Raw genomic sequence first — 26738 nt, 5'->3', positions numbered from 1 at the left:
CCGAACTCAGAAGTGAAACGCCGTAGCGCCGATGGTAGTGTGGGGTCTCCCCATGCGAGAGTAGGGAACTGCCAGGCATCAATTAAAAGAACCCCGCACCGTATGGTGCGGGGTTTTTTGCTTTGGGGCGCGAAATACACATCTGAATACCCCAAAGAGTGCCGCCAGACAAGGCGAAGCCATGATACGGTAACCCCAAACCCCATCATCTCTCTTCAGGATTCCCCAACCACTTCAGATCAGTACGGAATTTAGCGTGCACAGGACCACTTTAAGCGCCATGAAATACTGCAAGAACAGGTTTACGAGGATGTGACCAGAGAGTGGTTACAGGAGAGTTTATCAGACGCAGAAAAGCAAAAACCCAGCCATAGGCTGGGTTCTTTAAATAGTGGTGCCCGGACTCGGAATCGAACCAAGGACACGGGGATTTTCAATCCCCTGCTCTACCGACTGAGCTATCCGGGCAACGGAGCGCATTAAACCGCAATCGCGCCTGATCGTCAACACTATTTCGGGAAAAGCCGTTCAACTGCTTAACTTTGCGGCAATCTGACGGTTTACGCGCCGAACAGGTCAAATTCTTCAGACAGATTACGTCAGCGCGCCACCCATACGACACTGCGCAAAACGCAGGATATCTTCGGCCAGACGGTGTGCTGTATCCACATCGGCCTGGCTACGGTTTACCAGCATGCGGCTCAGGCAACCTTCCAGTACCAGCTCCATCTGCTTAGCGACCATCGCCGGGTCATCCACTTCGAGCGTGGTCAGCAGTTCGTGCGTGAAATCATGCGCCGCCCGCTTTTGCTGATCCGCCAGTTGATGGATAGGATGGCCGGGGTCAGGGTAGAAGGTGCAGGCGGCAATAAACAGGCAACCCGGATAACGGTTGTTGCTTACGCATTCGCTCAGGGCGGTATAACGCGCCAGCAGCTTTTGCTCCGCAGTCAGTTCTTCATTTAACATCAGCTGTCTGCGCCAGACATCAACCTGCTGGCTGAGATAACGCAGGGCATCGTAAAGCAGCGCCTCTTTATCCGGCCAGAAGCGCATGAGTTCATCCAGAGGATAATCAATACGGTCGGCTACCATCTCAAGCGTGGTGCTGGCGATCCCTTGAATCTCAAGTAATTGCAGGGCTTGTCCCAGTACGTCTTCGCGTTGCACGGTTATCTCCTCCGTTATTCCCAACGGTTTGTCCCGTTTCAAGTGTTGTTTACGGTTGGCGATTGCGCAAATGCGCGCTGAATGCCGTCGCGTCCATAAACCCGGTTACACGCTGTGCAGGCTGCTCCTGGCCCTGTTCGTTGAAGAACAGAATGGTTGGCAGACCCAGCACGTTAAGTTGCTTCAGCAGTGCCTTATCCGCTGTACTGTTGGCGGTGACGTTTGCCTGGAGCAGAACCGTCTCTTTCAGCGCACCTTGCACCTGCGGATCGCTAAACGTGTACTTTTCGAATTCTTTACAGGCGACACACCAGTCCGCATACAGATCCAGCATGACCGGTTTGCCTTTCGCCTGCGCCAGTGCGCTGTTGAGTTCATCCACGTTCTTTATCTGGATGAAGTTCAAATGCGCCTGCGTTTGTCCCGCGGGTGTGCCAAATGCCCAGTCCTGCAGTGGCCGTACGCTCACCAGCGCGGCGGCGAGCAGGAGGATTTGCACCAGACGCATCCACGGCTTTTTCGCTGCCAGGCTTGTGATAAACGCCCAACAGAAGAAGGCAACACCGAGCATTGCCCACAGGCGCATCCCCCAGACGTCGCCGATAATACGCTCGAGCAAGAACACCGGCAGCGCCAGAATGACAAAACCAAACGCGGTTTTCACTGTCTCCATCCACGGGCCGCTCTTGGGCAGCAGACGGTTGCCAAATACCGTTACCAGAATCAATGGCAGACCCATTCCCAGCGCGTAGAGATACAACGTACCACCGCCGAGCCACAGGTTACCGCTCTGGGCAATATACAGCAGGATCGCGCTCAGTGGCGCGGTAGTGCACGGTGAGCAAATCAACCCGGCGATGGCACCCATCACGAACACGCCGCCCGGGGAACCACCCTGCTGACGGTTACTCATCAGCGTTAAGCGAGTCTGCAACGCGGACGGCAGCTGTAAGCTGAACAAACCAAACATCGACAGCGCCAGCAGAATAAATACGATCGACAGGCCAGCCAGCACATAAGGGTGCTGAAGTGCAGCCTGGAACTGCAGTCCGGCAGCAGCAACCACGAGGCCCAGTGCGGTGTAGGTTAACGCCATACCCTGCACGTAGATAAAGGCCAGCAGCAGGGCGCGTGCGGTTGAAAGGCGTTGCTTACCGCCGAGGACAATTCCGGAGATAAGCGGATACATGGGCAGCACGCACGGCGTGAAGGCGATGCCGATACCAATCAGTAAAGCCCACAAGGCGGAGAAGGGCAGTGCTGTGTGACCGTCGTCCTTCATTCCGGCGCTCTCATCTGCGGGAGGCGCAGGCATACTGTCGGCCGCTTTAACTTCGCTCAGCGGAATGACTTTGGTTTCCGGCGGATAGCAGAAGCCCGCGTCGGCACAGCCCTGATACGTGACGGTCACGGTGGCGCCTTTATCGGCCTGATTGACCGCCACGGGCACGCTTAACCGCTGGCGATAGATTTCACTTTTGCCGAAAAACTCGTCTTCATGCCACTCGCCCGCAGGCATCTGAAGTGGGCCTACCTTTGCCTGAGCAGGCGTGATGCTGACCTGCTTGCGATAGAGGTAATACCCCTCTTTTATCTGCCAGGTAAGATTCAGGTCATGCTGGTCTTGTTGAAAATCGAAAACAAATGCCTGGTCGGCAGAAATAACGTTCGAACGGCCGGGAGCGTCAAATAACCCGGCAAAAACTGATGTGCTGCACAGCAGCAGGATCAGCGTAAGGAAGCGTTGAGCCATGAGAGATAATCGTTGTCGCCGTGGACCACTGGCAATACCAGCAGTTCGGGGGTTTGATAAGGATGATGAGATTTGAGGCAGTCCAGGAGTGCCTGCTGGTTCGCCAGATTGGTTTTGAGCAACATCTGGACTTCGTACTCCTGCTCCAGTTTACCTTCCCAGTAGTAAAGGGAGGTGGCGCCAGGAAGGAGCGTCACGCAGGCTGCCAGTTTTTCGGCCAGCACTTTGGCGGCGAGATCCTGGGCAGAGGCTTCATCAGGGGCGGTACAAAGGACAACAACAACATCAGGCGTGTTCACAAGTCGACCTCCTCATCACGAAAGTCTTCACTATATCACGCAAGGCTATTGGTCATTAATGAAACGGGCCGCAGAGCGGCCCGTTTTTAACTATTTTTACAACCCATCATTGTTTACAGCACGATGCCGCCAATGATAAAGCCGAGGATCACACACAGCGAGATAGCCACCACACCCGGGATCAGGAACGCATGGTTAAATACGTACTTACCGATGCGAGTCGAGCCAGTGTCATCCATCTCAACCGCCGCCAGCAGGGTTGGGTAGGTGGGTAAAACGAATAGCGCAGAAACGGCAGCAAACGAGGCGATAGCCGTCAGCGGGGTAACACCCAGCATCAGTGCCGCAGGCATCAGGGCTTTGGTGGTGGCCGCCTGAGAGTAAAGCAGGGTTGCGGCAAAGAACAGCACCACAGCCAGGAGCCACGGATAGTTGTGTAGCAGGTCGCCCGCAACGGTCTGGATATCGCTGATGTGAGCTTTCACGAAGGTATCACCAAGCCAGGCCACACCCAGTACACACACGCAGGCGCTCATACCGGATTTAAAGGTGCTGGCATTGAGTACTTCGCTGGTGTCGATTTTACAGGTGATGCTGATCAGCGTGGCGATAGTCAGCATGAATACCACAATCGCTTCGTTACGCGGCAGGACCGGGTTCTGGATCAGACCCACGGTGTCACTGATGGCGGTTGCGTAGAACATGACCGCAACGATACCGATCAGGAACAGCAAGACGGAGCGTTTTGCATGCGGCTTCAGTTCGAAGACCTGGCTACCACGCAGTTTCACTTCACCTTTTGCCAGACGCTCCTGATAAACCGGATCGTCTTTCAGTTCGGCGCCGAGGAAGTTACACAGCACGGCGGTGATCATCACTGCAATCAGCGTCACCGGAATACAGATGGCCAGCAGCGTCAGGTAACTCACGCCCATAGGCTCAAGGATACCGGCGAAGAAGACCACCGCAGCGGAGATAGGTGATGCGGTAATCGCAATCTGGGACGCGACCACGGCAATCGAGAGTGGACGAGACGGACGGATGCCCTGCTCTTTCGCCACTTCGGTAATGACCGGCAGCGTGGAGAAGGCGGTGTGGCCAGTACCGGCGAGAATGGTCATAAACCACGTCACCAGCGGGGCAAGGAAGGTAATGTATTTTGGATGGCGGCGTAACATACGCTCCGCCAGGCTCACCAGGTAGTCCATACCGCCTGCCACCTGCATGGCAGCGATAGCGGCAATAACCGCCATGATGATTTCGATAACGTCAAAAGGGATTGCGCCGGGTTTAATCTGAAAGATAAGGGTAAGTACGAGCACCCCGAGACCGCCGGCAAAACCAATGCCGATACCCCCGAGTCTTGCTCCCAAATAAATCGCCAACAGGACGATGACGAGTTCTGCTCCAAACATAAGGACCTGCCTTGCTTATTAACAAGTTGATATTGAATTGTTGTATTTTGGTAACGCCTATAAAGAAAAAAGGCACGTCACAAGTGACGTGCCTTAAGGAAGCCTAGCCTGAACTGCTACTGTTCGCTTTCATCGGTATATCGTTTCGCTTTGTATGCCGGGTGCATCAGGTTCTGGGCCGAGAAGATATCGTCCAGCTCGGCTTCGGTCAACAGTCCACGCTCCAGAACGACTTCACGCACGCTCTTACCTGTTTCGGCGCAAATCTTACCGACGATGTCGCCGTTATGGTGGCCGATGAACGGGTTGAGGTAGGTGACGATGCCGATGGAGTTGTAGACATACCCTTCACAAACTTCTTTGTTTGCGGTGATGCCGTTAACGCATTTCTCCAGCAGGTTGTAGCAGGCGTTGGTCAGAATGTGGATGGATTCAAACATTGCCTGGCCGATGACCGGCTCCATGACGTTCAGCTGCAGCTGGCCGGCTTCAGAGGCCATGGTCACGGTTGTATCGTTACCGATGACTTTAAAGCAGACCTGGTTCACCACTTCTGGCACTACCGGGTTCACTTTCGCCGGCATGATGGACGAACCGGCCTGCAGCTCTGGCAGGTTGATTTCATTCAGGCCAGCGCGTGGGCCGGAAGAGAGCAGGCGCAGGTCATTACAGATTTTGGAAAGTTTCACTGCCAGACGTTTCAGGGCGCTGTGAACCATAACGTACGCGCCGCAGTCGGAGGTGGCTTCAATCAGATCTTCTGCAGGCACAACCGGCAGGTTAGAGACTTCAGCCAGCTTCTGTACCGCCAGCTGCTGGTAACCGTCCGGCGTATTCAGACGCGTGCCGATGGCGGTTGCGCCCAGGTTCACTTCCAGCAGCAGCTCGGAGGTGCGCAGCAGGTTTTTAGTTTCTTCGTTAAGCAGCACGTTAAACGCGTGGAATTCCTGACCGAGGGTCATCGGAACCGCGTCCTGCAACTGGGTACGACCCATTTTCAGGATGTCCTGGAACTCAACGGCTTTGCGCTGGAAGCCATCACCCAGCTGATTAATGGCGTCCACCAGTTTCACCACGGAGGCATACACCGCGATACGGAAGCCGGTTGGGTAGGCGTCGTTAGTGGACTGACATTTATTAACGTGGTCGTTCGGATTCAAATACTGGTATTCACCTTTCTGATGACCCATCAGCTCCAGGCCGATGTTTGCCAGTACTTCATTGGTGTTCATGTTGACGGAGGTACCCGCGCCGCCCTGATAGACATCGACCGGGAACTGATCCATGCATTTGCCGTTGTTCAGCACTTCATCGCAGGCAGCGATAATCGCATTTGCCGCGCTTTTCGGAATGGTTTGCAGCTCTTTATTGGCCAGTGCTGCGGCTTTTTTCACCATCACCATGCCACGTACAAATTCAGGGATGTCGCTGATTTTGTTGTTGCTGATGTAGAAGTTTTCAATCGCTCTCAGAGTGTGAACACCATAGTAGGCATCCGCTGGAACTTCCCTGGTACCCAACAAGTCTTCTTCGATACGAATGTTGTTTAACATGTGAACCTTCTTTTCAAGCTGCCGATGGATTGTACTAAACACACAGTATTTATGTGGTTTTGAATATTTTCTGACCGACGATTATTCCCTCAATCAGCCAGATGTTCGAGATCATATGCTGATGATAGCGAATTGCCGTAATCTGGATCACTTATTATCGACCCGATTCCATGATAATTATTAATCTGTGAAATGAGTCACCGCTTTAAAATTTCCAGAAAAAATATCCGTGCAAACCGATTGAATTTTGGCTAACCGTCACCATTTCTTACAGACGCGTTTCGCGAACACATTCAGACAGGGGCCTGAGGGCACCTGCCACACAGGAGATGCCAGTGCGCTGGGTACCATTTATTGCTTTCTTTCTCTATGTTTACATCGAGATTTCAATTTTTATCCAGGTCGCCCATGTACTGGGTGTCCTGTTAACGCTGATTCTGGTGATTTTCACTTCGGTGATCGGCATGTCGCTGGTGCGTAATCAGGGTTTCAAAAATTTCCTGATAATGCAGCAGAAGATGGCCGCGGGCGAAAGCCCGGCCGCCGAGATGATCAAAAGCGTCTCGCTGATTATTGCTGGCCTGCTACTGATCCTGCCGGGGTTCTTCACTGACTTCCTCGGTCTGCTGCTGCTTCTGCCGCCGGTGCAAAAACACCTGACCATGAAGCTACTGCCGCATCTGCGTTTTAGCCGTATGCCGGGCGGTGGATTCAGCACTGGGCCGGGGGATACTTTCGAAGGGGAGTATCAGCGTAAAGATGAACAGCGCGACCGTTTAGACCATAAAGACGATCGGTAAAAGAGACCAGGCCCGGTAAGCGAATCGCTACCGGGCTTTGTTTTACAGGGTGCCGCGTTTCGGTAAAAACAGCCACAGCCCCGCCAGCATGCTAATCGCATACAGGCTTTTCCACCCCACCATCGCCATCAACAGCAGGCAAAGCACGCCACCAACCACTGCCAGCGCTTTATAGCGACCTTTCAGCAGACGACAACCCGCCAGCATGCACAGCAGGTAGATCATGATGAAAATCCCGTTGGCGTACACGATCAGGGCGTCAAGATTGATATTCAGCCCGTAAATACATAGCGAACTCAAGACGCAGCAGCCCAGCACGGTATTAAGCGCATTCAACGGCAGCTGACGTTTAGACAGGCGCGCAAGGCGGCTCTCTGGTTTATCAAGCGCCTGCGACCACACCAGACGCGCAAAGCTCTGGATGTAGATATTGAGGCTGGCAAAACAGGCCAGATAGCCAATTACACAGGCGACCCACAGCACTTTCAGACCAAACAATTGCACCACAATGCCCGGCAGCGAGGCAGCGGCCGCTTTATCCGCGGCGAACGCGTTGAAATGCAGTACCAGCACGGTACAGGCCCAGTAAACGGTACCTGCTAACAGCAGGCCAATCATCAGGGCGCGCGGGAAATCCCGTTCCGGTTGTTTAAACTCAGAGGCCAGATGGGCGAACGCCTCCAGCCCGACAAAACACCAGAACATCACCGACAGCGCAGCGAACAGCTGCGAATGGTTGACCTCACTTACCGCGGGGAAGGGGATCTCCTTCAGCGTAATATCCCCTTTCCACCAGATGGCGACAATGAGGGCCACAATCAGTATTGCAACGACGGTTTGCAGGTTGGCACTCGAACTGGCACCCCGTGAGCCGACCCACCAGACGATGGCCAGCGTACCCAGCTCGGCCAGCAGCAGTTGCTCGTTATGCCAGCCAAACAGCGCCTGGCCAAAACCGGTCGCGATATGCAACGCTGCCGGTAGACCGACGGGAATAACAGAAAGAAACAGCCAGCCGGTGACCCGCTCCAGTCGCGGACCAAACGCCATACCGACAAAGTGCGCTACGCCGCCCGCGCTGGGGAAATGCCGTCCGAGGATGGCAAACACGACCGCGACCGGAAACACCAGCACAATCAGCACTGGCCACGCCCACAGGCTATTATTGCCGGCCACCAGTGCTGCCAGCGCGGGTACCGCAAACACACCCGTACCTAACAAGGAGGTCGACAGCAGACCCACGCCCTGCGCCAGTCCCAACTCCTGTTTTAGTCCACTCATTGACATCGCCCTGCCACGATCAAAAGAGAGGCGATGGTAACACTTTCGCAAATTTTTTTTCGTCTGCCCCTTGAAGGGGGAAAAAGCTATCCCCATCTCTCAGGGCACTAGTCGGAAAACCGCGTGCGGACCGGCGTCATCCATAACTGATAATGACTTTCTCAAAGGAGAGCTATCAATGAGTATTCGTCCGTTACATGATCGTGTGATCGTCAAACGTAAAGAAGTTGAAACCAAGTCTGCTGGCGGCATCGTTCTGACTGGTTCTGCAGCAGCAAAATCAACGCGTGGCGAAATCATCGCTGTCGGTAAGGGCCGCATTCTGGAAAACGGAACTGTGCAGCCACTGGACGTTAAAGTTGGTGACATCGTAATTTTCAACGATGGCTACGGCGTGAAATCCGAGAAGATCGACAATGAAGAAGTGTTGATCATGTCCGAAAGCGACATTCTGGCAATTGTTGAAGCGTAATTTTACGCACGAGAATTTGAGGAAATAAGAACATGGCAGCTAAAGACGTAAAATTCGGTAACGACGCTCGTGTAAAAATGCTCCGCGGCGTAAACGTACTGGCAGATGCAGTTAAAGTGACCCTGGGCCCGAAAGGCCGTAACGTAGTGCTGGATAAATCCTTCGGCGCGCCAACCATCACGAAAGACGGTGTTTCTGTAGCACGTGAAATCGAGCTGGAAGACAAGTTCGAAAACATGGGCGCGCAGATGGTGAAAGAAGTTGCCTCTAAAGCGAACGACGCTGCAGGCGACGGTACCACCACCGCAACCGTACTGGCACAGGCTATCATCACCGAAGGTCTGAAAGCCGTTGCTGCGGGTATGAACCCAATGGATCTGAAGCGCGGTATCGACAAAGCGGTTACTGCGGCGGTTGAAGAGCTGAAAACACTGTCCGTTCCATGCTCCGACTCTAAAGCGATTGCTCAGGTTGGTACTATCTCCGCTAACTCCGACGAAACCGTAGGTAAACTGATCGCAGAAGCGATGGACAAAGTCGGTAAAGAAGGCGTGATCACCGTTGAAGACGGTACCGGTCTGGAAGACGAACTGGACGTGGTTGAAGGTATGCAGTTCGACCGCGGTTACCTGTCCCCATACTTCATCAACAAGCCAGAAACGGGCGCTGTTGAGCTGGAAAGCCCATTCATCCTGCTGGCTGACAAGAAAATCTCCAACATCCGTGAAATGCTGCCAGTGCTGGAAGCCGTTGCGAAAGCAGGCAAGCCGCTGGTTATCATTGCTGAAGACGTTGAAGGTGAAGCACTGGCGACCCTGGTGGTTAACACCATGCGTGGCATCGTGAAAGTGGCTGCGGTCAAAGCACCTGGCTTCGGCGACCGCCGTAAAGCGATGCTGCAGGATATCGCTACCCTGACTGGCGGTACCGTAATCTCTGAAGAGATCGGTATGGAGCTGGAAAAAGCGACCCTGGAAGACCTGGGCCAGGCTAAACGCGTTGTGATCAACAAAGACACCACCACCATCATCGATGGCGTGGGTGAAGAAGCGGCTATTCAGGGCCGTGTTGCTCAGATCCGTAAGCAGATTGAAGAAGCAACCTCTGATTACGACCGTGAAAAACTGCAGGAGCGCGTAGCGAAACTGGCAGGCGGCGTGGCAGTAATCAAAGTGGGCGCGGCAACTGAAGTTGAAATGAAAGAGAAGAAAGCACGCGTTGACGATGCTCTGCACGCGACCCGTGCAGCAGTAGAAGAAGGCGTGGTAGCTGGTGGTGGTGTCGCGCTGGTGCGTGTTGCCGCTAAACTGGCTGGCCTGACTGCTCAGAACGAAGATCAGAACGTGGGTATTAAAGTTGCGCTGCGCGCAATGGAAGCACCACTGCGTCAGATCGTTTCCAACGCCGGTGAAGAGCCATCCGTGGTTGCGAACATGGTGAAAGCGGGCGAAGGTAACTACGGTTACAACGCTGCAACTGAAGAATACGGCAACATGATCGACTTCGGTATCCTGGATCCAACCAAAGTGACCCGTTCTGCACTGCAGTACGCGGCCTCTGTAGCGGGTCTGATGATCACTACCGAGTGCATGGTGACCGACATGCCTAAAGGCGACGCACCTGACTTAGGTGCTGCGGGTATGGGCGGCATGGGTGGTATGGGCGGCATGATGTAATCGTGCGCTTTACCGCTTAGAATGAGAAAAACCCCCGGGCAGAAATGCTCGGGGGTTTTTCTTTTGGTCATCTTTTTAGTATAAGGTTTACACACGGACAACATCTGCTGTCCAGCTTATTGAAAACGAGGAATAACATGCGCGTAAAAGTCTGTGCAGGGATCGTAGGAGCAGCATTGCTGCTGGCGGGTTGTAGCTCCAGCAATGAGCTGTCTGCTGCAGGTCAGGGCGTTCGCTTTGTTGAAGATAAGCCGGGTAACGAGTGCCAGTTTTTAGGCACGGCAACCGGTGAGCAAAGCAACTGGATGTCGGGTCAGCACGGTGAAGAAGGTGGATCTATGCGCGGTGCCGCTAACGCGCTGCGTAACCAGGCTGCAGAGATGGGTGGCAACGTGATTTACGGCGTGAGCAGCCCGTCGCAAGGGATGTTGTCCAGCTTCGTGCCAACGGCCAGCCAGATGAATGGCCAGGTCTATAAGTGCCCTAACTGATCTACAGTGCTGATGGCGCTGCGCCCAACCCCACCGGGCGGATAAGCGTAGCGCCACCTGCCGTTATTGTTGCCGCAGTTGCAAATCCAGCGGCGTCTTACTCGGCTCACCGCCAATCTCTCGCGCCAGCTTCGGCACCATATAGCCTGAAACCAGCGTTAACAGTTCGCGCATAATCTGCCGGGCCTCTTCATCCGTGACCATGAAATGCGCCGCGCCTTGCACACGATCCAGTACGTGCAGGTAGTAGGGCATCACGCCCGCATCGAATAACGCATTACTGAGCTCCGCCAGAACCCGGGCATTATCATTCACACCGCGCAGCAACACGCTCTGGTTCAACAGCGTCACACCCGCTTTGCGCAGACGCGCCATCGCCGCACGGAATGCCTCATCGATTTCATTCGCATGGTTGATATGGTTCACCAGCAGAACCTGTAAACGAGACTGCTCAAGGCGAGATACCAGACCGTCCGTGATGCGTGCCGGAATAACAATCGGTAAACGGCTGTGGATGCGCAAACGCTTGATGTGTGGAATGGCTTCAAGCTGGGTCAATAGCCAGTCCAGCTCATGATCTTTTGCCATCAGCGGATCGCCACCCGAAAAAATGATCTCATCCAGTTCCGGATGGGCGGCGATATAGTCCAGGGCAACCTGCCAGTTGCGTTTATTACCCTGATTTTCGGCATACGGGAAGTGGCGACGGAAACAATAACGGCAGTTTACCGCGCAACCGCCTTTCACCAGCAGAAGAGCACGGTTGAGATATTTGTGCAGTAAACCCGGTACCACACTGTTCTGCTCTTCCAGAGGATCGGTGCTGTATCCTGGCGCTGATATAAACTCTTCCTGCGCAGTAAGCGTTTGTTTTAATAATGGATCGTCAGGGTTTCCTTTCTCCATACGGGCAACAAACGCGCGGGGAACCCGCAGGGCAAAAAGTCGCTTAGCCTCGCGGCCTGCAAGCAACTCTGGGTGCTGATCGAGGTCTAACAGACGCAGCAATTCATCAGGACTGGTGATTACATCGGCAAGTTGCGATAACCAATCTTCTCTGGACGGGGTGTTTAGGGTTACAATATGCGCCATTTTGTGGCTTAGCTACCAGTTAACAAATTTAGAGGGCCTTATGGCAACGTACTATAGCAACGATTTTCGTGCTGGTCTTAAAATCATGATGGACGGCGAACCGTACGCGGTTGAAGCCAGCGAATTCGTTAAACCAGGTAAAGGCCAGGCATTCGCGCGCGTTAAGCTGCGTCGCCTGCTGACCGGTACCCGTGTTGAGAAAACCTTCAAGTCTACTGACTCCGCTGAAGGCGCTGATGTTGTCGATATGAACCTGACTTACCTGTACAACGACGGTGAGTTCTGGCACTTCATGAACAACGAAACGTTCGAGCAGCTGTCTGCGGATGCTAAAGCGATTGGCGATAGCGAAAAATGGCTGCTGGACCAGGCTGAGTGCATCGTGACCCTGTGGAACGGCCAGCCTATCGCTGTTACCCCACCAAACTTCGTAGAGCTGGAAATCGTTGAAACCGACCCAGGTCTGAAAGGTGATACCGCAGGTACTGGCGGCAAGCCAGCTACCCTGTCCACCGGTGCAGTGGTTAAAGTTCCACTGTTCGTACAGACTGGTGAAGTGATCAAAGTAGATACCCGCTCCGGCGAATACGTATCTCGCGTGAAGTAATTTACGTCAAGACTGAAGGCGCAGTGCCCGCTGCGCCTGTTTTTTGCAGGCAGGGATGATGAACCGTACCGTTAAAATTCTGCTTCTGTTAGCGCTGTCCAGCGCGTTGCTTTCCGGCTGTAACACCACGCGTGGAATGGGGGAAGATATCCAGGATCTCGGCCATATCATTTCTCACGCGGCCAGCTAACCCCGTCTAATTTTCCTAAAAATGCGTCCTTTTCCGTCAAACGACGGGATATTGTCTATTCTTAAATTGCTATACACAAAACAACTTTGGCTATAAAAGGACGATATTATGGTTAAGAAGACAATTGCAGCGATCTTTTCAGTCCTGGTACTTTCTTCAGTATTAACAGCCTGTAATACCACGCGTGGCGTTGGTCAGGATATTTCTGAAGGTGGTAGCGCAATCTCTGGTGCGGCAAGTAAAGCACAGCAGTAATTGAATAAACGGTACGGAACCAGACGGGTTTCGTACCGTCAGCTTTCTGATTCCTGCAGGGATAAAAACGGTGAATAACGCGTATCCATATGCAATTTCATGCGGATATTCCGTTTATAGGTATAGACCGTTTTACCGTTAATACTCAGGTGAGCCGCAATTTTCTGATTGCTGGCACCCTCCATCCACAACGTTAGCACTTTCTCCTCCTGGCGCGTCAGCAAAGGCGCGGTTACCTTTGGCTTTTCACTGTTCGCGTGCGAAATGAGTGCGTCGTGGATAACTGTCCCCAGTTGTTCAAGACGGGCATTTTTCAACAGCGATGACCAGACCGGGAATTGCTTCAGCCAGGCGGTCATTTCACTATCCTCACCCGATTGCAGCAAAATAAAGGGCACTCTTTCGCTGGCGTTCAGCAAAGATGAGAGGGACTGAAAGGGATGTACATCCTGTCTGAACCCATGCAGGTCAGCAATAACCAGCGTCGGTTTCCATTGCAGAATGTGCTCTCTGGCGAGGAAAAGATTATTCAGGCCGGTCACAACGACGTTTTCCGGAAATAAACCGGAATGATTGAGCCATGCTTCAAACCCGGTGCGGGTGAAGTGACAACGGTCAATCAAAAGAATTTTGAACATATTATATTCGCAGTCGGCTAGTGGTTTGGCTTCCTGCCATCAGAAAGCACATCATCATAGAGAAGTCGGATGAGTGATAAATGCCTGAACTGCGCGGCATACTGCGGCTATTTCTTGCCTTAACATGTTCAGCACAAAAGGATTGAAAAAAAATCGCACGCTAACCAAAATATGAGGCGTAATCTTTGCCTTGCGGGACGACCCGTAAGCGCTTCCTTCATCGGGGACGGCCCCAACTTGCATTTAAGTTAAGGAGCCTGAAATGTCCTGGATCATTCTTGTTATTGCTGGCCTGCTCGAAGTGGTATGGGCGATAGGTCTGAAGTACACCCACGGTTTTACCCGCCTGACACCCAGCGTCATTACCCTTACCGCGATGATTGTGAGTATCGTTTTGCTCTCGTGGGCGATGCGTTCTTTACCGGTGGGGACAGCGTATGCCGTCTGGACGGGAATTGGCGCCGTGGGGGCGGCCATCACGGGGATCCTGCTGTTGGGTGAGTCAGCGAGTCTGGCGCGTATCGCCAGCCTCGCCCTGATTGTGGCCGGTATTATTGGGTTGAAGCTCAGCACCCATTAATGGGGTTGTTCTACCCAGATGAGTTTCGACACATCAAACCCTTGCCGGGTCGCGACGTCCAGCATCTGCTGTTTCATCTCAGGTGAAAGGGTTGGGGTGCGAGAGAGGATCCACAGATAGTTGCGATCCGGCCCGCAGACCAGCGCGTGACGGTACTCTCTGTCGAGCGCGATCACGTTATATCCGCCATAGAACGGGCCGAAGAAGGAGACTTTGAGCGCGGCCCGTCGCGGGTCGCCGGTAAAGTACGCTTGTCCAATCGACTGCTGCCACATTTCCCGGTCCGGATTATAGCCCCGGTTGATAACCTGAATACCGCCGTCATCCATCGGGCTGTAATTTGCCGTGACCTTCTCTAAACCCCGTTCAAAACGGTGGTCAAGGCGCGCGATTTCATACCATGTTCCAAGAAAACGTTGTGCGTCGAAATTGCTGACAACGGTGACGCCGGGAGGGGGAGTAGGGGAGCTGCAGGCAACCACTAAAAACGCGGCTGTCACTGCGGCGATAACAGGCAAAATGCGCATAGGAGTTTCCTTACTGTTTTTTGTTAAGTGTAGATGACAGCAAGGAAAATGCGGGAATTTTGCAGGCCGGGTGAGCACCTACATCACCCGGCAAGATGTTACTGCAGAGCGCTCAGAATACGGTATGCCGCTTCCACGCGTGCCGGGTTCGGGTAGCTCTTGTTCGCCAGCATAACAATGCCGAGTTCCTTCTCAGGGATAAATGCCACGTAGCTGCCAAATCCGCCCGTCGAGCCTGTTTTATGTACCCATGACGCTTTTACCGGTGGAGCCGGAGGGTTCACTTCTGCCACGGGCAACGGTGCAAGCGCTACCTTGTTGTCGCTGCCCTCCACCACGGTTTTGGCTTCTACCGGCCAGTTGAGCATCTCCCAGCCCAGGCCCTGGTACATCGAGCCTGTGCGCCAGTAGCGAGACTGTGCAAGCACCATGCCCTGCTTCAGTGAGGCATCCTGTATGCCATCGGGGGCCATGTTAGCCACCACCCAGCTCGCCATATCCTTCACGTTGGTTTTCACGCCATACGCTTCGGCGTCGAGCATGCCCGGCGAAACGTGAACCGCTTTACCGTCACGATAACCCCAGGCGTAATGCTGTTCTTCTGACTTCGGAACGTTAATCCACGTATGGTTCAGGTTAAGCGGCTTCAGGACCCGCTCTGTCATCGCCTGCTCAAAGCGCATGCCAGAAGGTTTCACCGCCAGAGCCCCAAACAGACCGATGCTGGCATTTGCATAAAGACGCGTGGTGCCTGGCGCCCACTGTGGTTGCCAGGACTGGTAAAAACGCAGCAGCGAGGCATTATCGGTAACCTCATCGGGCACCTGTAACGGCAGGCCACCGGCAGTATAGGTTGCCAGGTCCAGCATGCGAACGCCCTGCCACTGTTTGCCGGTCAGCTCAGGCCAGTATTTGGTCACCGGATCGCCCAGCGAAATTTCACCGCGAGCAATAGCATCGCCACCCAGAACGCCGGTGAAGGTTTTGCTGATTGAGCCCAGCTCAAACAGCGTTTGTGCAGTGACGGGTGTGTTCGCGGCGACATCGGCCTTGCCGAAGGTGAAGTAGTGCGGCTGGCCCTGATAGATCACGGCGACCGCCATACCCGGAATAGACTGCGCTTTCATCAGGGGCGTAACGGTACGTTCCACGACCTTCGCCAGCTGTGTTTCTGACAGAGGTGCGGCTAATGCAGCGCAGGAGGTGCTGAGCAGCAGGGCGCAGCACAGGGATTTTTTCATCATCAGTTATCTTCCGTAATAGCGAGTCAAGGGAGTGTCCGGGCCCGTCAGACATACCCAGTCTGTTGGATTTGACTGTGGCTGACAAACGGTTAAATTTAGCATTAGCTGTTAATTTTTCTAACGGATGGGTTGATGACACGCAGCTATTTACCGCTTAATTCGCTTCGTGCCTTCGAAGCCGCCGCAAGGCACCTCAGTTTTACTAATGCTGCCATTGAGCTGAATGTCACCCATTCAGCCATCAGTCAGCACGTTAAGACGCTGGAACAACATCTGAACTGTCAGCTGTTTGTCCGGGTTTCGCGCGGATTGATGCTGACGACAGAGGGCGAGAATCTGCTGCCGGTGCTGAACGATTCGTTTGATCGTATCGCCGGCATGCTGGATCGCTTTGCCAGTCATCGCGCGCTGGAGAAGCTTAAAATTGGCGTGGTGGGGACTTTTGCGACCGGGGTGTTATTCGCGCAGCTGGATGATTTCCGTCGCCGCTATCCGCATATCGATCTGCATCTTTCGACCCATAATAACCGCGTCGATCCGGCCGCCGAAGGACTGGATTACACGATCCGCTACGGTGGAGGGGCGTGGCATGGCACTGAAGCGACGTTTCTGTGTTCTGCGCCGCTGGCTCCGCTGTGCACGCCTGAAATTGCCGTCGGGCTACAAGCACCGGCGGACATGCTGAAGTTTACGCTGCTGCGCTCCTACCGACGCGACGAATGGTCGGCGTGGATGCAGGCCGCGGGCGAACTCCCGCCGTCACCAACGCATCGGGTGATGGTGTTTGATTCATCCGTTACCATGCTGGAAGCCGCGCAGGCCGGCGTGGGAATTGCTATTGCGCCTGTAGGTATGTTCACTCATCTGCTGAATAGTGAACGTATCATTCAGCCGTTTGCGACACAGATTGAGCTGGGCAGTTACTGGTTAACCCGATTGCAGTCACGGACAGAAACCCCTGCAATGCGTGAGTTTGCGCAGTGGCTGGTGGGGAAAATGCAGAAATGACAGGCCCGCCGGGGGGCGGGCCTGATGTATCAGATAGTAACCACGGCAATCAGCGTAACCACCGTCAGGATGGTTGCCAGACCGTAGAACACCCATTTCCCGCTCGGGACATGGATTTTCAGGTCATGCATCGCATGGTGAATACGGTGCAGGCCACACCACAGCGGCAGGACGATCATCAGGAAGAGGAACACACGGCCAATAAAGCTGCTGGCAAAGGCCAGTACTCGCTCGTAACCCAGCGCATCGCCCGGAAACAGCCCCAGTGGCAGCATAATACCGACCAGCAGGATGATGACCGGCGCGATGATGGCGCTCCACATCCCCCCTGCGCCAAACAGTCCCCAGAAGACCGGCTCGTCAGAACGTTTTGGATTTGGATTAATCACAGTAGTCTCCTTACCAGAACAGTGCGACAAACAGAATGACCACAGTGACGAGGATCGTCACGCCCCATAGCCCTTTAATGACAGGCTCTGGCCCCATTTTCTCGTCTTTAATGATGATGTTCGCCGCTTTTGGCGCCAGTTCAAACCAGGTTTTGGTATGAAGCAGCGCTGCCGCGAGCACAATCAGGTTCAGGATCACGATGATGGGGTTTTGCAGGAAGCCGACAAAGCTGGCCCAGGTTTCAGGGCCATGTTTGAGGGCATAAACGCCGTACATCAGCTCCAGGCTGAACCAGACCGCCGGCACTGCGGTGCCTTCACGCAGCATATAGAAGCGATAAAACGGCAGTTTCTTCCACCAGGTGGACGGCATTGGCCGCACGTAGGCTTTGCGTTTAGTCGTCATTATGCACTCCTTAGCGTGGTTTCAGGGTGGCGATAAGAAAGTCTTTCGAGCTTTCCACTTTACCCTGCTGAATAGCGGCGGCCGGGTCGACGTGCTTCGGACAGACTTCGGAGCAGTAGCCCACAAAAGTACAGCTCCAGACGCCGTTCTGGCTATTAAGCTGCGCCATACGTTCTTTTTTACCGTGGTCGCGGCTGTCCTCGTTATAGCGGTGCGCCAGGGTAATGGCCGCCGGGCCAATAAACTCTGGATTCAGGCCAAACTGTGGACACGCGGCGTAGCACAGACCACAGTTGATGCAGCCGGAGAACTGATGGTATTTCGCCATCTGAGCTGGCGTCTGGGTGTTCGTCCCCTGATCCGGCGTACGTGGATTGCCGATGATGTACGGCTTAATCGCTTCCAGACTTTCGATAAAGTGGGTCATATCGACCACCAGATCGCGTTCAATCGGGAAGTTACCCAACGCTTCTACTTTGATGCCTTTGGTGTATTCACGCAGGAAAGTTTTACAGGCCAGTTTCGGCACCTTGTTGACCATCATGCCGCAGGAGCCGCAGATTGCCATACGGCACGACCAGCGGTAGCTCAGGTCCGGCGCAAGGTTATCTTTGATATAGCCGAGCGCATCCAGCAGAGAGGTTTGCTCGTCATAAGGGACTTCATAGAATGCGCTGTGCGGTGCGGTGTCCACTTCCGGATTGTAGCGCACCACTTCGATTTTCAGTTTCTGCATCTCAGCCATTCGCCTTCTCCTTCTTCTCGGCGGCTTCTGCTTCTGCGCCATACACGCGTTTAGCCGGTGGCAACGTCGTGATTTTCACGTCGCTGTAGTCCAGACGGGTGGTGCCATCCGCATCGCGCCAGGCGAGAGTGTGTTTCAGGAAATTGACGTCATCACGTTCGGTGCAGCCTTCATCAAGACGCTGATGCGCGCCGCGTGACTCTTTACGTGCCAGCGCAGAGTGCGCCATACATTCCGCCACGTTCAGGCCGTGACCCAGCTCGATGGTATAGAGCAGGTCTGTGTTGAACACGCTGGAGGTATCGGTAATGCGCACGCGCTTGAAGCGCTCCTGCAGCTCAGCCAGCTTATCCACGGTTTTTTGCATCAGCTCAGGGGTACGGTAGATACCGCAGCCTTCTTCCATCGACAGGCCCATCTCGTCGCGGATTTTCGACCAGTTTTCATTTCCTTCCTGGTTCACCAGGTTTTTCAGCCGTTTTTCGACGTCAACGACCTGGGCATCCAGCGCCGCGCTGTTCGCCTCGCCCGCGGTGGCAGCACGCTCCATCGCACGCTCGCCCGCCATGCGGCCAAAGACCACCAGCTCCGCCAGTGAGTTTGACCCCAGACGGTTAGCACCGTGCAGGCCGACAGAGGAGCACTCGCCCACGGCAAACAGCCCTTTAATGCGGGTTTCGCACTGCTGATCGGTTTCGATACCGCCCATGGTGTAGTGGGCTGTTGGACGTACCGGAATCGGCTCTTTCACCGGATCGACGCCAACGTAGGCTTTTGCCAGTTCGCAAATGAACGGCAGACGTTCCAGCAGTTTCTTCTCGCCAAGATGACGCAGGTCGAGGTAGACCACATCGCCGCGTGGCGTGGCGATGGTGTTGCCTTTGCGCCATTCGTGCCAGAAGGCCTGAGACACTTTGTCGCGCGGGCCCAGTTCCATGTATTTGTTTTTCGGCTCGCCGAGCGGGGTTTCCGGGCCCATGCCGTAATCCTGCAGATAGCGGTAGCCATTTTTATTGACCAGGATCCCGCCTTCACCACGGCAGCCTTCCGTCATCAGAATGCCGGAGCCGGGCAGCCCAGTAGGGTGATACTGCACGAACTCCATATCCCGTAGCGGCACGCCGTGGCTGAGCGCCATGCCCATGCCGTCACCGGTGACGATACCGCCGTTGGTGTTGTAGCGGTAAACACGCCCCGCACCGCCAGTAGCCATGACCACCGCGTTGGCGCGGATCTGGACGAGGGTGCCTTCCATCATGTTCATCGCCACCAGACCGCGCGCCTGACCGTCATCAACCAGAATGTCGAGGACGAAATGTTCGTCAAAGCGCTGAATCTGTGGGAACTGAAGGGAGGTCTGGAACAGGGTGTGCAACATGTGGAAGCCGGTTTTATCGGCGGCGAACCAGGTGCGTTCGATCTTCATCCCGCCGAAGCGGCGAACGTTGACGCTGCCGTCCGGACGACGGCTCCACGGACATCCCCACTGTTCAAGCTGGGTCATCTCCGTAGGACAATGGTGTACAAAGTAGTCAACGACATCCTGCTCGCAAAGCCAGTCGCCCCCTGCAACCGTGTCGTGGAAATGGTATTCGAAGCTGTCATGATCCTGCGCAACGGCGGCGGATCCTCCTTCTGCGGCAACCGTATGGCTGCGCATCGGATAGACTTTTGAAATCAATGCGATTTTAGCGTTGGGATTAGCTTGTGCTGCAGCAATCGCAGCACGTAATCCAGCCCCGCCAGCGCCTATAACGGCAAGATCGGCTTGAAAAGTTTGCACGACATTCCTCCAGATTTTTGTTATTTCGCAACGCGATAAACTAAAGGTAGTTCACCCGTCCAAAAGGACGATTGCGAAAGCGTTTCCACTGCTCCTTTATGGGTAAAGCAGTATAACCGCGTGGATGTCAGGGAAATTTGACGTGTTCGATTTTTTTGCTGTTCTGTGCGGCGATTTATCGCGGTGAGTAATGAATTTCGTCGCGCAATTGTTCACCTAAATGAAATGCGCTTTTTTACTGCGCAAAATTTGTCTCCGTCCCTGGTAACGAGTAGACTTCGTGCCCTTGTCTGAAATCGGAGAAAAACTCATGAGCGAAACGGCCACCTGGCAGCCGAGCGCATCCATCCCCAACCTGCTAAAACGCGCTGCAATTATGGCGGAGATCCGCCGCTTCTTTGCCGACCGCGGCGTCCTTGAGGTGGAAACCCCGTGCATGAGTCAGGCAACGGTAACGGATATTCATCTGGTCCCGTTTGAAACCCGTTTTGTTGGTCCTGGCCACTCACAGGGCATGAATTTGTATCTGATGACCAGCCCGGAATACCACATGAAACGCCTGCTGGCGGCAGGATGTGGCCCGGTCTATCAGCTGTGCCGCAGTTTCCGTAATGAAGAGATGGGGCGTCACCACAATCCGGAATTCACCATGCTGGAGTGGTACCGTCCGCATTATGATATGTACCGCCTGATGAACGAGGTGGACGATCTGCTGCAGCAGGTGCTGGAGTGCTCAGAAGCGGAAACGCTCTCTTATCAGCAGGTTTTCCAGCGTTACCTGGAAATTGATCCGCTCTCTGCGGATAAAGCGCAGCTGCGCGAAGTGGCGGCAAAACTGGATCTGAGCAACGTGGCAGATACCGAAGAAGACCGCGACACGCTGCTGCAACTGCTCTTCACCTTTGGCGTTGAGCCGCAAATTGGCAAAGACCGGCCGACGTTTGTATATCACTTCCCGGCAAGCCAGGCTTCGCTGGCGCAGATCAGCACCGAAGATCACCGCGTGGCGGAGCGTTTTGAGGTCTATTACAAAGGTATCGAGCTGGCGAACGGCTTCCACGAACTGACCGACGCACGCGAACAGCAGCAGCGTTTTGAGCAGGATAACCGCAAGCGCGCGGCACGTGGTCTGCCGCAGCAGCCTATTGATACCCATCTGCTGGAAGCATTGAAGGCGGGCCTGCCGGACTGCTCCGGCGTGGCGCTGGGCGTTGATCGTCTGGTGATGCTGGCGCTGGGTGCAGAACAGCTGGGCGAAGTGATCGCGTTTACGGTCGATCGCGCATAACGCACCGTATTGCCGGGTAGCACTGTCGCTTACCCGGCTCTCCTCTGATGTCAATTAACCTTTCCATTTCCGCACGACAACATTAAAAACTGCCACATTCTCTGTACGCAGGTCTTTTTCTTAATTTGCCCCTAATAGCCACAATATTAATCTGGTCATCTGCTACCATCCGCGCAGTTTAACTTCCTTTGGATGGCGCTATGTTCCAGTCACTTAAAAAGATGACCCTCACCGGGCTCATCCTGATGATTTTTACCTCCGTCTTTGGCTTTGCCAACAGCCCGTCGGCTTTCTATCTGATGGGCTACAGCGCAACGCCGTTTTACATCGTCTCGGCCCTGTTTTTCTTCATACCGTTTGCGCTGATGATGGCGGAAATGGGGGCGGCTTACCGCAAAGAAGAGGGCGGGATCTATTCCTGGATGAACAACAGCATCGGCCCGCGCTACGCGTTTATCGGCACGTTTATGTGGTTCTCCTCGTATGTGGTCTGGATGGTCAGTACGGCGGCCAAGGTCTGGGTACCGTTTTCGACGTTTGTTTTCGGCAGCGATTACACTCAGGTCTGGTCTTTGGCTGGTCTGAGTTCCACGCAGGTGGTCGGGATTCTGGCCGTCTGCTGGATGGTGGTTGTAACGCTGGTGGCGTCTAAGGGCATCAACAAAATTGCCCGCATTACCGCCGTGGGCGGGATCTCGGTGATGTGCCTGAACCTGGTGTTGCTGCTGGTCAGCATTGCCATTCTGTGCCTGAACGGCGGACATTTCGCTCAGGAGGTGAACTTCGTTTCCTCGCCCAACCCCAGCTATCAGTCCGGGCTCGCTATGCTCTCCTTTGTGGTGTTTGCCATTTTTGCGTACGGCGGTATTGAGGCGGTGGGCGGCCTGGTCGACAAGACCGAGAACCCGGAAAAGAACTTTGCGAAAGGCATTATTTTTGCCGCGATAGTTATCTCCATTGGCTATTCGCTGGCAATTTTCCTCTGGGGTGTCAGCACCAACTGGCAGCAGGTACTCAGCAACAACACCACTAACCTGGGCAACATAACCTATGTGCTGATGAAAAGCCTGGGGATGACGCTGGGACAAGCGATGAATCTGACACCGGCAGCGGCGGCAACGATGGGCGTCTGGTTTGCACGCATCACCGGCTTGTCCATGTTCCTTGCCTATACCGGCGCGTTTTTCACGCTGATTTACTCTCCGTTGAAAGCGATAATTCAGGGCACGCCAAAAGCGCTGTGGCCTGCACGCATGACGCAACTGAATACCGCAGGTATGCCCGCCAACGCCATGTGGATGCAGTGCCTGCTGGTCAGCGTGTTCATTTTGCTGGTGTCGTTTGGTGGGGATACCGCGTCAGCGTTTTATAACAAGCTGACCCTGATGGCGAACGTGTCGATGACGCTGCCTTATCTCTTTCTGAGCCTGGCCTTCCCGTTCTTTAAGGCGAAGGAGGATCTTGAGCGTCCGTTTGTGATTTTCAAAACGCGCGCCGCCACGCTGCTGGCAACCACGGTGGTGGTGCTGGTAGTGGCATTCGCCAACATCTTTACCGTTATTCAGCCGGTGATTGAGGCGAATGACTGGAGTAGCGCACTGTGGATGGTGGGCGGCCCGGTCTTCTTCTCACTGCTGGCGATGGGGATTTATGAGAATTACCGCCGACATTCTGTGGCGTTGCTGACGGAAGTGGCGTAGCGGTCAAACATTCCCCTCCCGGAAGGGAGGGGAGAAGGGTTACAGACTTCCTGCCGGGCGTGTGCGCGCCGCTGACGTTAACGTTCTTCCCGTTTTGCGCCCGTCCAGGCTTTCCAGACGCATCTGGAACGGTGGGAACGGCATATCAATGCCGTGCTCACGGAACCCTGCCAGAATCAGCTGGTGGATCTCATGACGCAGTGGCATACGGTGTCCCATTTCGGCAGCGTAAATACGCAGTTCGAAAATCTGGATCCCCTGTTGTAAATCCACCAGGAACACTTCCGGCGCCGGGTTGTCGATCACAAATGAACAGCGCTCCGCGGCGGTGTAGAGGATCTGAGTGACCTCTTCGCTATCGGCATCCGACGGCGCAGGTACCGTCAGCACCACACGCGTGACGGAGTCTGACAGCGACCAGTTGATAAACTGCTCGGTAATAAACGCCTTGTTCGGCACGATGATCTCTTTACGGTCCCAGTCGCTGATCGTGGTGGCGCGCGTGTTGATCCTGGTGATGCTGCCGGTCAAATCGCGGATCGTTACCGTATCGCCAATACGAATTGGTTTTTCGAACAGAATAATCAGGCCAGAGATAAAGTTGGCGAAGATCTCCTGTAAGCCAAACCCTAACCCCACACCAAGTGCCGCCACCAGCCACTGCAGTTTCGACCATTCAATACCAATCATTGAGAAGCCGACCAGCCCGCCAAACAGCATGATCAGATATTTGGTGATGGTGGTAATTGCATATCCCGTCCCCGGGGTTAAATCGAGATGCTGCAGCAGGGCCAGCTCCAGCAGCGCCGGGAAGTTACGCACCAGCTGGGTGGTGATGATCAACACCAGAATGGCAATCAACACCGCGCCTAAGGTAATCGGCTCCAGGCTCTCCACACCTTGTACCGTGGACGTTACGTCCCACAGGGAGATGTTTTCCAGGAAGCCAAACGCGGAGTGAATTTCCGACCACAGGAAGATCACCGACAGCAGGGCAATCAGCATCAGGATGGAGCGTACCAGTCGCAGGGATTGGGTACTGATGGCATCCAGATCCAGCTCGACTTCGTCAGCTTCCGTCGTGCCTTCTGTGCTGTTGACATGGTTTGGCTCTTCCTCGCCACGCGCACGCTGGGCGAGGATCTCTGCCCGTCGGTGCTTGGCACGGTCGAACGCCAGACGGCGGCGCTGGATCAGCATCCAGCGGCGTATCACGTGATACACCACCAGAAGCAGGAACCAGATCGCCACCGAGGTTTCAAGCCTCGCCAGCAGCGCCTTGGCGGTCGCCAGGTAACCCACCGTCGCTGCCAGCATGGCAATCAGCGGTGCGCTCAGCAGCAGATTCCAGAGCAGCCGGTTGAACATGTTGTCGCCGTTACCGGATTTATCCAGATAGAGCGGGATACCGGCGCGTTTCAGGCTGAGCGTGACAATTGCCAGCGCCCCGCATATCAGCATAAAGCAGAGGCGGCCCAGCGACCCTGAGAATTCCCGGTCGTTGAGTTTATCGAACATGATCAGCGCCATAATCAGCGGCACAATCAGTCCGATGCTCATCAGGTAGTAACGCATGGCGCGTGCAACGCGATTACGCGGCCAGCCGAAGTGAGCGATGAACAAACCGTTGGGCCGCGCGAACGTGGCGCAAATCATTACCACCCACAGCAGTGGCACCGTGGCAGTGACGCCATCGCCAATGGCCACCGCGAGCGGGTAGGGCCAGGCTTCCCGCAGGCCATATCCAAGCGTCATCCACAGGACCGGTAGCGGTGAGGCGACGAGAATCGACCAGAAGACGGTACGTAACGTCAGCCAGAAGTGATCCTGCGTAACTTTCCCCACCCGGGCGCTGGAGCGTTCCAGGAATCGGGTGAAATACCGGCGCGAGTAAATGCTGAAGCCCACCAGAATCAGCGCGGCCAGCAGCGGGAAAATGGTCTCTTTACTGGTGAGCATCATCACGCTGGCCTGGCCCAGTTGGCTGAAGGTATCCAGCGAAATAAGGCGGCGCAGATCCTGAACAATCTCAATCGGCCACGAGAAGGTCATCGGCCGCACGTCGGAGGTCCAGAAGAGATAACGGTGCGTTGCCTCATTCACCTCTTTCAGCGCATCTTCCAGTTGGCTATTAGAGACCTTCAGTTTGGTCAGTTCCAGAATCAGCGTATCCCCGCCCTGGAGCAGGGAGTTCAGCAGTTCACGCTGGGTACGCAACTGGGCTTCCAGAATGCGGTTCTGCTCGCTGGTCAGCGGCTGTCCGTCAGCCTGACGGATCTGGCGGATTTGCGGCTGTTTGTTGAGCAGATCCTCAAAGTGCAGTCGCTGCACGCGCAGCTGAGCCATTTCGGTATCCAGCTGTTGCGGTTTGGGCATTTCCGGCAGGCGTGAGACCTGCGCGCGTAACGCCTCACCCAGCAGGTTTGATGACCCTAGCCACTGGGACTGCTCACGCAACGTGTTAAGCGCCTGGCGGACCTGCAGGGTTTGATTGGTAGCCTGACGCTGTTGCGAGGCCACCAGGTCCATACGCTGCGCCTGTTGGTTCAGCGCCGCAGAGAGCTCGCGGTTGACCTTAAACTGCTCAACGATGCCGCTGGGCAGGTTCGCGCTGTTTTCCGCCAGCAGTTCGGTGCTTTCAAGCGCACGCTCGGCTTCGCGCTGTCGCTGGCTGTTAAGCTGATTACGCAGGGCCTGCAGATATGCATCCAGCTGTTCGCTCTGCTTCTGCGCCAGCTCAGAGCGCATCCGCGACAGCTCCTGGCGGTTATTGGCGGAGAGCTGCGCCAGCTCCAGTTCATCGACAAGGGCTTTGAGGCGAGCAGATTCGGCCTGCAGCCCCAGATTCTGCGCCTGCGCTTGCGGCGTGTTGCCGCTTTGCGTGCCAACGCGACGCTCAACTTCATTAAGCTGGCGGCGGGCATCGGTTTGCTGCTGGGGAAGCTGGCTGAGCGAGTCGGCAATTTCACGCGCCCGCTCCTGCTCCTGCTGAGCCAGACGGCTCTTTTCCAGAAGCTGGCTGCTGACCTGGAGGATCTCCTGATTCAGCGCATCAGAAGACATGTCCGCCGGTATATCGCGCGGTTCATCACGCAGATTACTGAGCTGCGAGCGCAGCGTTTGCGAGAGTTTGGGGAAGTTGTCGATAACCTGCTGATATTGCTGCGCACGCTCAAGGGAGCCTTTTCGCTCCGCGAGCGCGTTCAGGGCGGACTGGAGCGACTCAACGGTCTCTGGCTGAGCGGGTTTTGCCGCTTTTGCCTGCTCCAGTTCCTGGGTTATCTGTTTTGCGTCGGGGGCTGTCGCTGCGTACGCCCCCATGCTGAGGCACCAGGCCATCAGTAGAACGATAATCGGGCGCACGTCAGCGATCCTT

At 54.9% G+C, this 26738-nt stretch carries 26 protein-coding genes, 1 tRNA gene and 1 rRNA gene; 12 read left to right on the top strand and 16 right to left on the bottom strand.

The annotated features are described in order from the left end of the window. Positions 1–77: ribosomal RNA gene (gene rrf / locus QRN24_RS22845) — 5S ribosomal RNA — on the top strand; the annotation flags it as partial. Between the two features lie 315 nt (positions 78–392). Here rrf and QRN24_RS14195 read toward each other — a convergent pair. The 6 genes from QRN24_RS14195 to aspA form a co-directional block, all read right to left on the bottom strand. Next, positions 393–468, bottom strand: a tRNA-Phe gene (locus QRN24_RS14195). A gap of 126 nt (positions 469–594) precedes the next feature. Beyond that, positions 595–1170, bottom strand: coding sequence for a transcriptional regulator (locus tag QRN24_RS14190; protein WP_020882970.1), 576 nt, complete (start codon positions 1168–1170; stop codon positions 595–597). Between the two features lie 49 nt (positions 1171–1219). Further along, positions 1220–2923, bottom strand: coding sequence for a protein-disulfide reductase DsbD (locus QRN24_RS14185; RefSeq protein WP_284942824.1), 1704 nt, complete (start codon positions 2921–2923; stop codon positions 1220–1222). Next, positions 2899–3222: a divalent cation tolerance protein CutA gene (gene cutA, locus QRN24_RS14180; RefSeq protein WP_221716708.1), complete on the bottom strand. Its 324-nt coding sequence runs from the start codon at positions 3220–3222 to the stop codon at positions 2899–2901. The genes QRN24_RS14185 and cutA overlap by 25 nt, the downstream gene beginning before the upstream one ends. A 113-nt stretch (positions 3223–3335) precedes the next feature. Beyond that, on the bottom strand, positions 3336–4637 hold the full coding sequence (locus QRN24_RS14175) for an anaerobic C4-dicarboxylate transporter (RefSeq protein WP_006178930.1): 1302 nt from the start codon (positions 4635–4637) through the stop codon (positions 3336–3338). 116 nt (positions 4638–4753) lie between these two features. Continuing rightward, positions 4754–6190: an aspartate ammonia-lyase gene (aspA, locus tag QRN24_RS14170; RefSeq protein ID WP_020882968.1), complete on the bottom strand. Its 1437-nt coding sequence runs from the start codon at positions 6188–6190 to the stop codon at positions 4754–4756. A 335-nt stretch (positions 6191–6525) separates the two neighbouring features. On the opposite strand from aspA, the gene QRN24_RS14165 reads away from it, so the two are divergent. Then, complete coding sequence (locus tag QRN24_RS14165) at positions 6526–6990, top strand: FxsA family protein (RefSeq protein ID WP_020882967.1); 465 nt, start codon at positions 6526–6528, stop codon at positions 6988–6990. A 42-nt stretch (positions 6991–7032) separates the two neighbouring features. Here QRN24_RS14165 and yjeH read toward each other — a convergent pair whose 3' ends face one another. Continuing rightward, a complete protein-coding gene (gene yjeH, locus QRN24_RS14160) occupies positions 7033–8271 on the bottom strand; it encodes an L-methionine/branched-chain amino acid transporter (RefSeq protein ID WP_063214281.1) in 1239 nt (412 codons plus the stop codon). Positions 8272–8449: 178 nt separating this feature from the next. Here yjeH and QRN24_RS14155 point away from each other — a divergent pair, with 178 nt between their 5' ends. From QRN24_RS14155 to QRN24_RS14145, 3 genes are all read left to right on the top strand, one after another. Further along, positions 8450–8743: a co-chaperone GroES gene (locus QRN24_RS14155; protein ID WP_003855929.1), complete on the top strand. Its 294-nt coding sequence runs from the start codon at positions 8450–8452 to the stop codon at positions 8741–8743. Between the two features lie 32 nt (positions 8744–8775). Beyond that, the gene (gene groL / locus QRN24_RS14150) at positions 8776–10419 is read left to right on the top strand and encodes a chaperonin GroEL (protein ID WP_032679409.1); all 1644 of its coding nucleotides are present in this window, start codon (positions 8776–8778) and stop codon (positions 10417–10419) included. Between the two features lie 137 nt (positions 10420–10556). Then, the gene (locus QRN24_RS14145; RefSeq protein ID WP_020882965.1) at positions 10557–10910 is read left to right on the top strand and encodes a DUF4156 domain-containing protein; all 354 of its coding nucleotides are present in this window, start codon (positions 10557–10559) and stop codon (positions 10908–10910) included. 63 nt (positions 10911–10973) lie between these two features. Here the strand turns inward: QRN24_RS14145 and epmB are convergent, their stop codons facing one another. Next, positions 10974–12002: an EF-P beta-lysylation protein EpmB gene (gene epmB, locus QRN24_RS14140; protein ID WP_025206268.1), complete on the bottom strand. Its 1029-nt coding sequence runs from the start codon at positions 12000–12002 to the stop codon at positions 10974–10976. A 40-nt stretch (positions 12003–12042) separates the two neighbouring features. Here epmB and efp point away from each other — a divergent pair, with 40 nt between their 5' ends. The 3 genes from efp to ecnB all read left to right on the top strand — a co-directional run bounded on the left by efp (position 12043) and on the right by ecnB (position 13054). Beyond that, entirely contained in the window at positions 12043–12609 is a 567-nt protein-coding gene (gene efp, locus QRN24_RS14135) for an elongation factor P (RefSeq protein WP_014882207.1), read from the top strand. 58 nt (positions 12610–12667) lie between these two features. After that, a complete protein-coding gene (locus tag QRN24_RS14130) occupies positions 12668–12799 on the top strand; it encodes an entericidin A/B family lipoprotein (RefSeq protein WP_025206267.1) in 132 nt (43 codons plus the stop codon). 108 nt (positions 12800–12907) lie between these two features. Further along, positions 12908–13054, top strand: a complete 147-nt coding sequence (ecnB, locus tag QRN24_RS14125) for a lipoprotein toxin entericidin B (RefSeq protein WP_014168289.1) — start codon at positions 12908–12910, stop codon at positions 13052–13054. A 38-nt stretch (positions 13055–13092) separates the two neighbouring features. On the opposite strand, the gene QRN24_RS14120 is transcribed toward ecnB, so the two are convergent. Beyond that, the gene (locus tag QRN24_RS14120) at positions 13093–13692 is read right to left on the bottom strand and encodes a LuxR C-terminal-related transcriptional regulator (protein WP_014168290.1); all 600 of its coding nucleotides are present in this window, start codon (positions 13690–13692) and stop codon (positions 13093–13095) included. Positions 13693–13954: 262 nt separating this feature from the next. Between QRN24_RS14120 and sugE the strand changes: the two genes are divergently transcribed. Then, positions 13955–14272 carry a quaternary ammonium compound efflux SMR transporter SugE gene (sugE, locus tag QRN24_RS14115; protein ID WP_032681885.1) on the top strand — a complete coding sequence of 106 codons (318 nt, stop codon included), beginning with the start codon at positions 13955–13957 and terminating at the stop codon, positions 14270–14272. Here the strand turns inward: sugE and QRN24_RS14110 are convergent. After that, positions 14269–14799, bottom strand: coding sequence for a lipocalin family protein (locus QRN24_RS14110; RefSeq protein ID WP_014168292.1), 531 nt, complete (start codon positions 14797–14799; stop codon positions 14269–14271). The two genes, sugE and QRN24_RS14110, sit on opposite strands and share 4 nt — an antisense overlap. A gap of 98 nt (positions 14800–14897) precedes the next feature. After that, on the bottom strand, positions 14898–16043 hold the full coding sequence (locus QRN24_RS14105) for a cephalosporin-hydrolyzing class C beta-lactamase ACT-129 (RefSeq protein ID WP_047954938.1): 1146 nt from the start codon (positions 16041–16043) through the stop codon (positions 14898–14900). 132 nt (positions 16044–16175) lie between these two features. On the opposite strand from QRN24_RS14105, the gene ampR reads away from it, so the two are divergent. Then, positions 16176–17051, top strand: a complete 876-nt coding sequence (gene ampR / locus QRN24_RS14100; RefSeq protein WP_020882960.1) for a LysR family transcriptional regulator AmpR — start codon at positions 16176–16178, stop codon at positions 17049–17051. A gap of 29 nt (positions 17052–17080) precedes the next feature. On the opposite strand, the gene frdD is transcribed toward ampR, so the two are convergent. Genes frdD through frdA form a run of 4 tightly spaced genes read right to left on the bottom strand, consistent with a single transcriptional unit; the run spans position 17081 to position 20374 of the window. Next, positions 17081–17440, bottom strand: a complete 360-nt coding sequence (gene frdD / locus QRN24_RS14095) for a fumarate reductase subunit FrdD (protein ID WP_032679414.1) — start codon at positions 17438–17440, stop codon at positions 17081–17083. A gap of 10 nt (positions 17441–17450) precedes the next feature. Next, on the bottom strand, positions 17451–17846 hold the full coding sequence (gene frdC / locus QRN24_RS14090; RefSeq protein WP_014168296.1) for a fumarate reductase subunit FrdC: 396 nt from the start codon (positions 17844–17846) through the stop codon (positions 17451–17453). Between the two features lie 10 nt (positions 17847–17856). Beyond that, positions 17857–18591, bottom strand: a complete 735-nt coding sequence (gene frdB / locus QRN24_RS14085) for a fumarate reductase iron-sulfur protein (RefSeq protein WP_020882957.1) — start codon at positions 18589–18591, stop codon at positions 17857–17859. After that, positions 18584–20374 (bottom strand): fumarate reductase (quinol) flavoprotein subunit, encoded by a 1791-nt coding sequence (gene frdA, locus QRN24_RS14080; protein WP_025206263.1) that lies wholly within the window; start codon positions 20372–20374, stop codon positions 18584–18586. The genes frdB and frdA overlap by 8 nt, the downstream gene beginning before the upstream one ends. A 310-nt stretch (positions 20375–20684) precedes the next feature. On the opposite strand from frdA, the gene epmA reads away from it, so the two are divergent. Together epmA and yjeM are read left to right on the top strand one after the other, a co-directional pair. Continuing rightward, complete coding sequence (gene epmA / locus QRN24_RS14075; protein ID WP_020882955.1) at positions 20685–21662, top strand: elongation factor P--(R)-beta-lysine ligase; 978 nt, start codon at positions 20685–20687, stop codon at positions 21660–21662. 200 nt (positions 21663–21862) lie between these two features. Next, the gene (gene yjeM / locus QRN24_RS14070; protein ID WP_284942823.1) at positions 21863–23362 is read left to right on the top strand and encodes a glutamate/gamma-aminobutyrate family transporter YjeM; all 1500 of its coding nucleotides are present in this window, start codon (positions 21863–21865) and stop codon (positions 23360–23362) included. Between the two features lie 39 nt (positions 23363–23401). Here yjeM and mscM read toward each other — a convergent pair whose 3' ends face one another. Then, complete coding sequence (gene mscM, locus QRN24_RS14065) at positions 23402–26725, bottom strand: miniconductance mechanosensitive channel MscM (protein ID WP_284942822.1); 3324 nt, start codon at positions 26723–26725, stop codon at positions 23402–23404. Between the last annotated feature and the right edge of the window lie 13 nt (positions 26726–26738).

This window comes from Enterobacter sp. MEB024 (assembly GCF_030209635.1).
GTDB lineage: Bacteria > Pseudomonadota > Gammaproteobacteria > Enterobacterales > Enterobacteriaceae > Enterobacter > Enterobacter ludwigii.
The sequence above is the reverse complement of the archived record's forward strand: the minus strand, read 5'-3'. Positions and strand labels throughout refer to the sequence as shown.

Excerpts from the sequence above, each read along its gene's own strand:
- QRN24_RS14185 (WP_284942824.1), bottom strand. The coding sequence starts at position 2,923 with ATGGCTCAACGCTTCCTTACGCTGATCCTGCTGCTGTGCAGCACATCA.
- QRN24_RS14175 (WP_006178930.1), bottom strand. The coding sequence starts at position 4,637 with ATGTTTGGAGCAGAACTCGTCATCGTCCTGTTGGCGATTTATTTGGGA.
- aspA (WP_020882968.1), bottom strand. The coding sequence starts at position 6,190 with ATGTTAAACAACATTCGTATCGAAGAAGACTTGTTGGGTACCAGGGAA.
- yjeH (WP_063214281.1), bottom strand. The coding sequence starts at position 8,271 with ATGAGTGGACTAAAACAGGAGTTGGGACTGGCGCAGGGCGTGGGTCTG.
- QRN24_RS14155 (WP_003855929.1), top strand. The coding sequence starts at position 8,450 with ATGAGTATTCGTCCGTTACATGATCGTGTGATCGTCAAACGTAAAGAA.
- groL (WP_032679409.1), top strand. The coding sequence starts at position 8,776 with ATGGCAGCTAAAGACGTAAAATTCGGTAACGACGCTCGTGTAAAAATG.
- QRN24_RS14145 (WP_020882965.1), top strand. The coding sequence starts at position 10,557 with ATGCGCGTAAAAGTCTGTGCAGGGATCGTAGGAGCAGCATTGCTGCTG.
- epmB (WP_025206268.1), bottom strand. The coding sequence starts at position 12,002 with ATGGCGCATATTGTAACCCTAAACACCCCGTCCAGAGAAGATTGGTTA.
- efp (WP_014882207.1), top strand. The coding sequence starts at position 12,043 with ATGGCAACGTACTATAGCAACGATTTTCGTGCTGGTCTTAAAATCATG.
- QRN24_RS14130 (WP_025206267.1), top strand. The coding sequence starts at position 12,668 with ATGAACCGTACCGTTAAAATTCTGCTTCTGTTAGCGCTGTCCAGCGCG.
- ecnB (WP_014168289.1), top strand. The coding sequence starts at position 12,908 with ATGGTTAAGAAGACAATTGCAGCGATCTTTTCAGTCCTGGTACTTTCT.
- QRN24_RS14120 (WP_014168290.1), bottom strand. The coding sequence starts at position 13,692 with ATGTTCAAAATTCTTTTGATTGACCGTTGTCACTTCACCCGCACCGGG.
- sugE (WP_032681885.1), top strand. The coding sequence starts at position 13,955 with ATGTCCTGGATCATTCTTGTTATTGCTGGCCTGCTCGAAGTGGTATGG.
- QRN24_RS14110 (WP_014168292.1), bottom strand. The coding sequence starts at position 14,799 with ATGCGCATTTTGCCTGTTATCGCCGCAGTGACAGCCGCGTTTTTAGTG.
- QRN24_RS14105 (WP_047954938.1), bottom strand. The coding sequence starts at position 16,043 with ATGATGAAAAAATCCCTGTGCTGCGCCCTGCTGCTCAGCACCTCCTGC.
- ampR (WP_020882960.1), top strand. The coding sequence starts at position 16,176 with ATGACACGCAGCTATTTACCGCTTAATTCGCTTCGTGCCTTCGAAGCC.
- frdC (WP_014168296.1), bottom strand. The coding sequence starts at position 17,846 with ATGACGACTAAACGCAAAGCCTACGTGCGGCCAATGCCGTCCACCTGG.
- frdB (WP_020882957.1), bottom strand. The coding sequence starts at position 18,591 with ATGGCTGAGATGCAGAAACTGAAAATCGAAGTGGTGCGCTACAATCCG.
- epmA (WP_020882955.1), top strand. The coding sequence starts at position 20,685 with ATGAGCGAAACGGCCACCTGGCAGCCGAGCGCATCCATCCCCAACCTG.
- yjeM (WP_284942823.1), top strand. The coding sequence starts at position 21,863 with ATGTTCCAGTCACTTAAAAAGATGACCCTCACCGGGCTCATCCTGATG.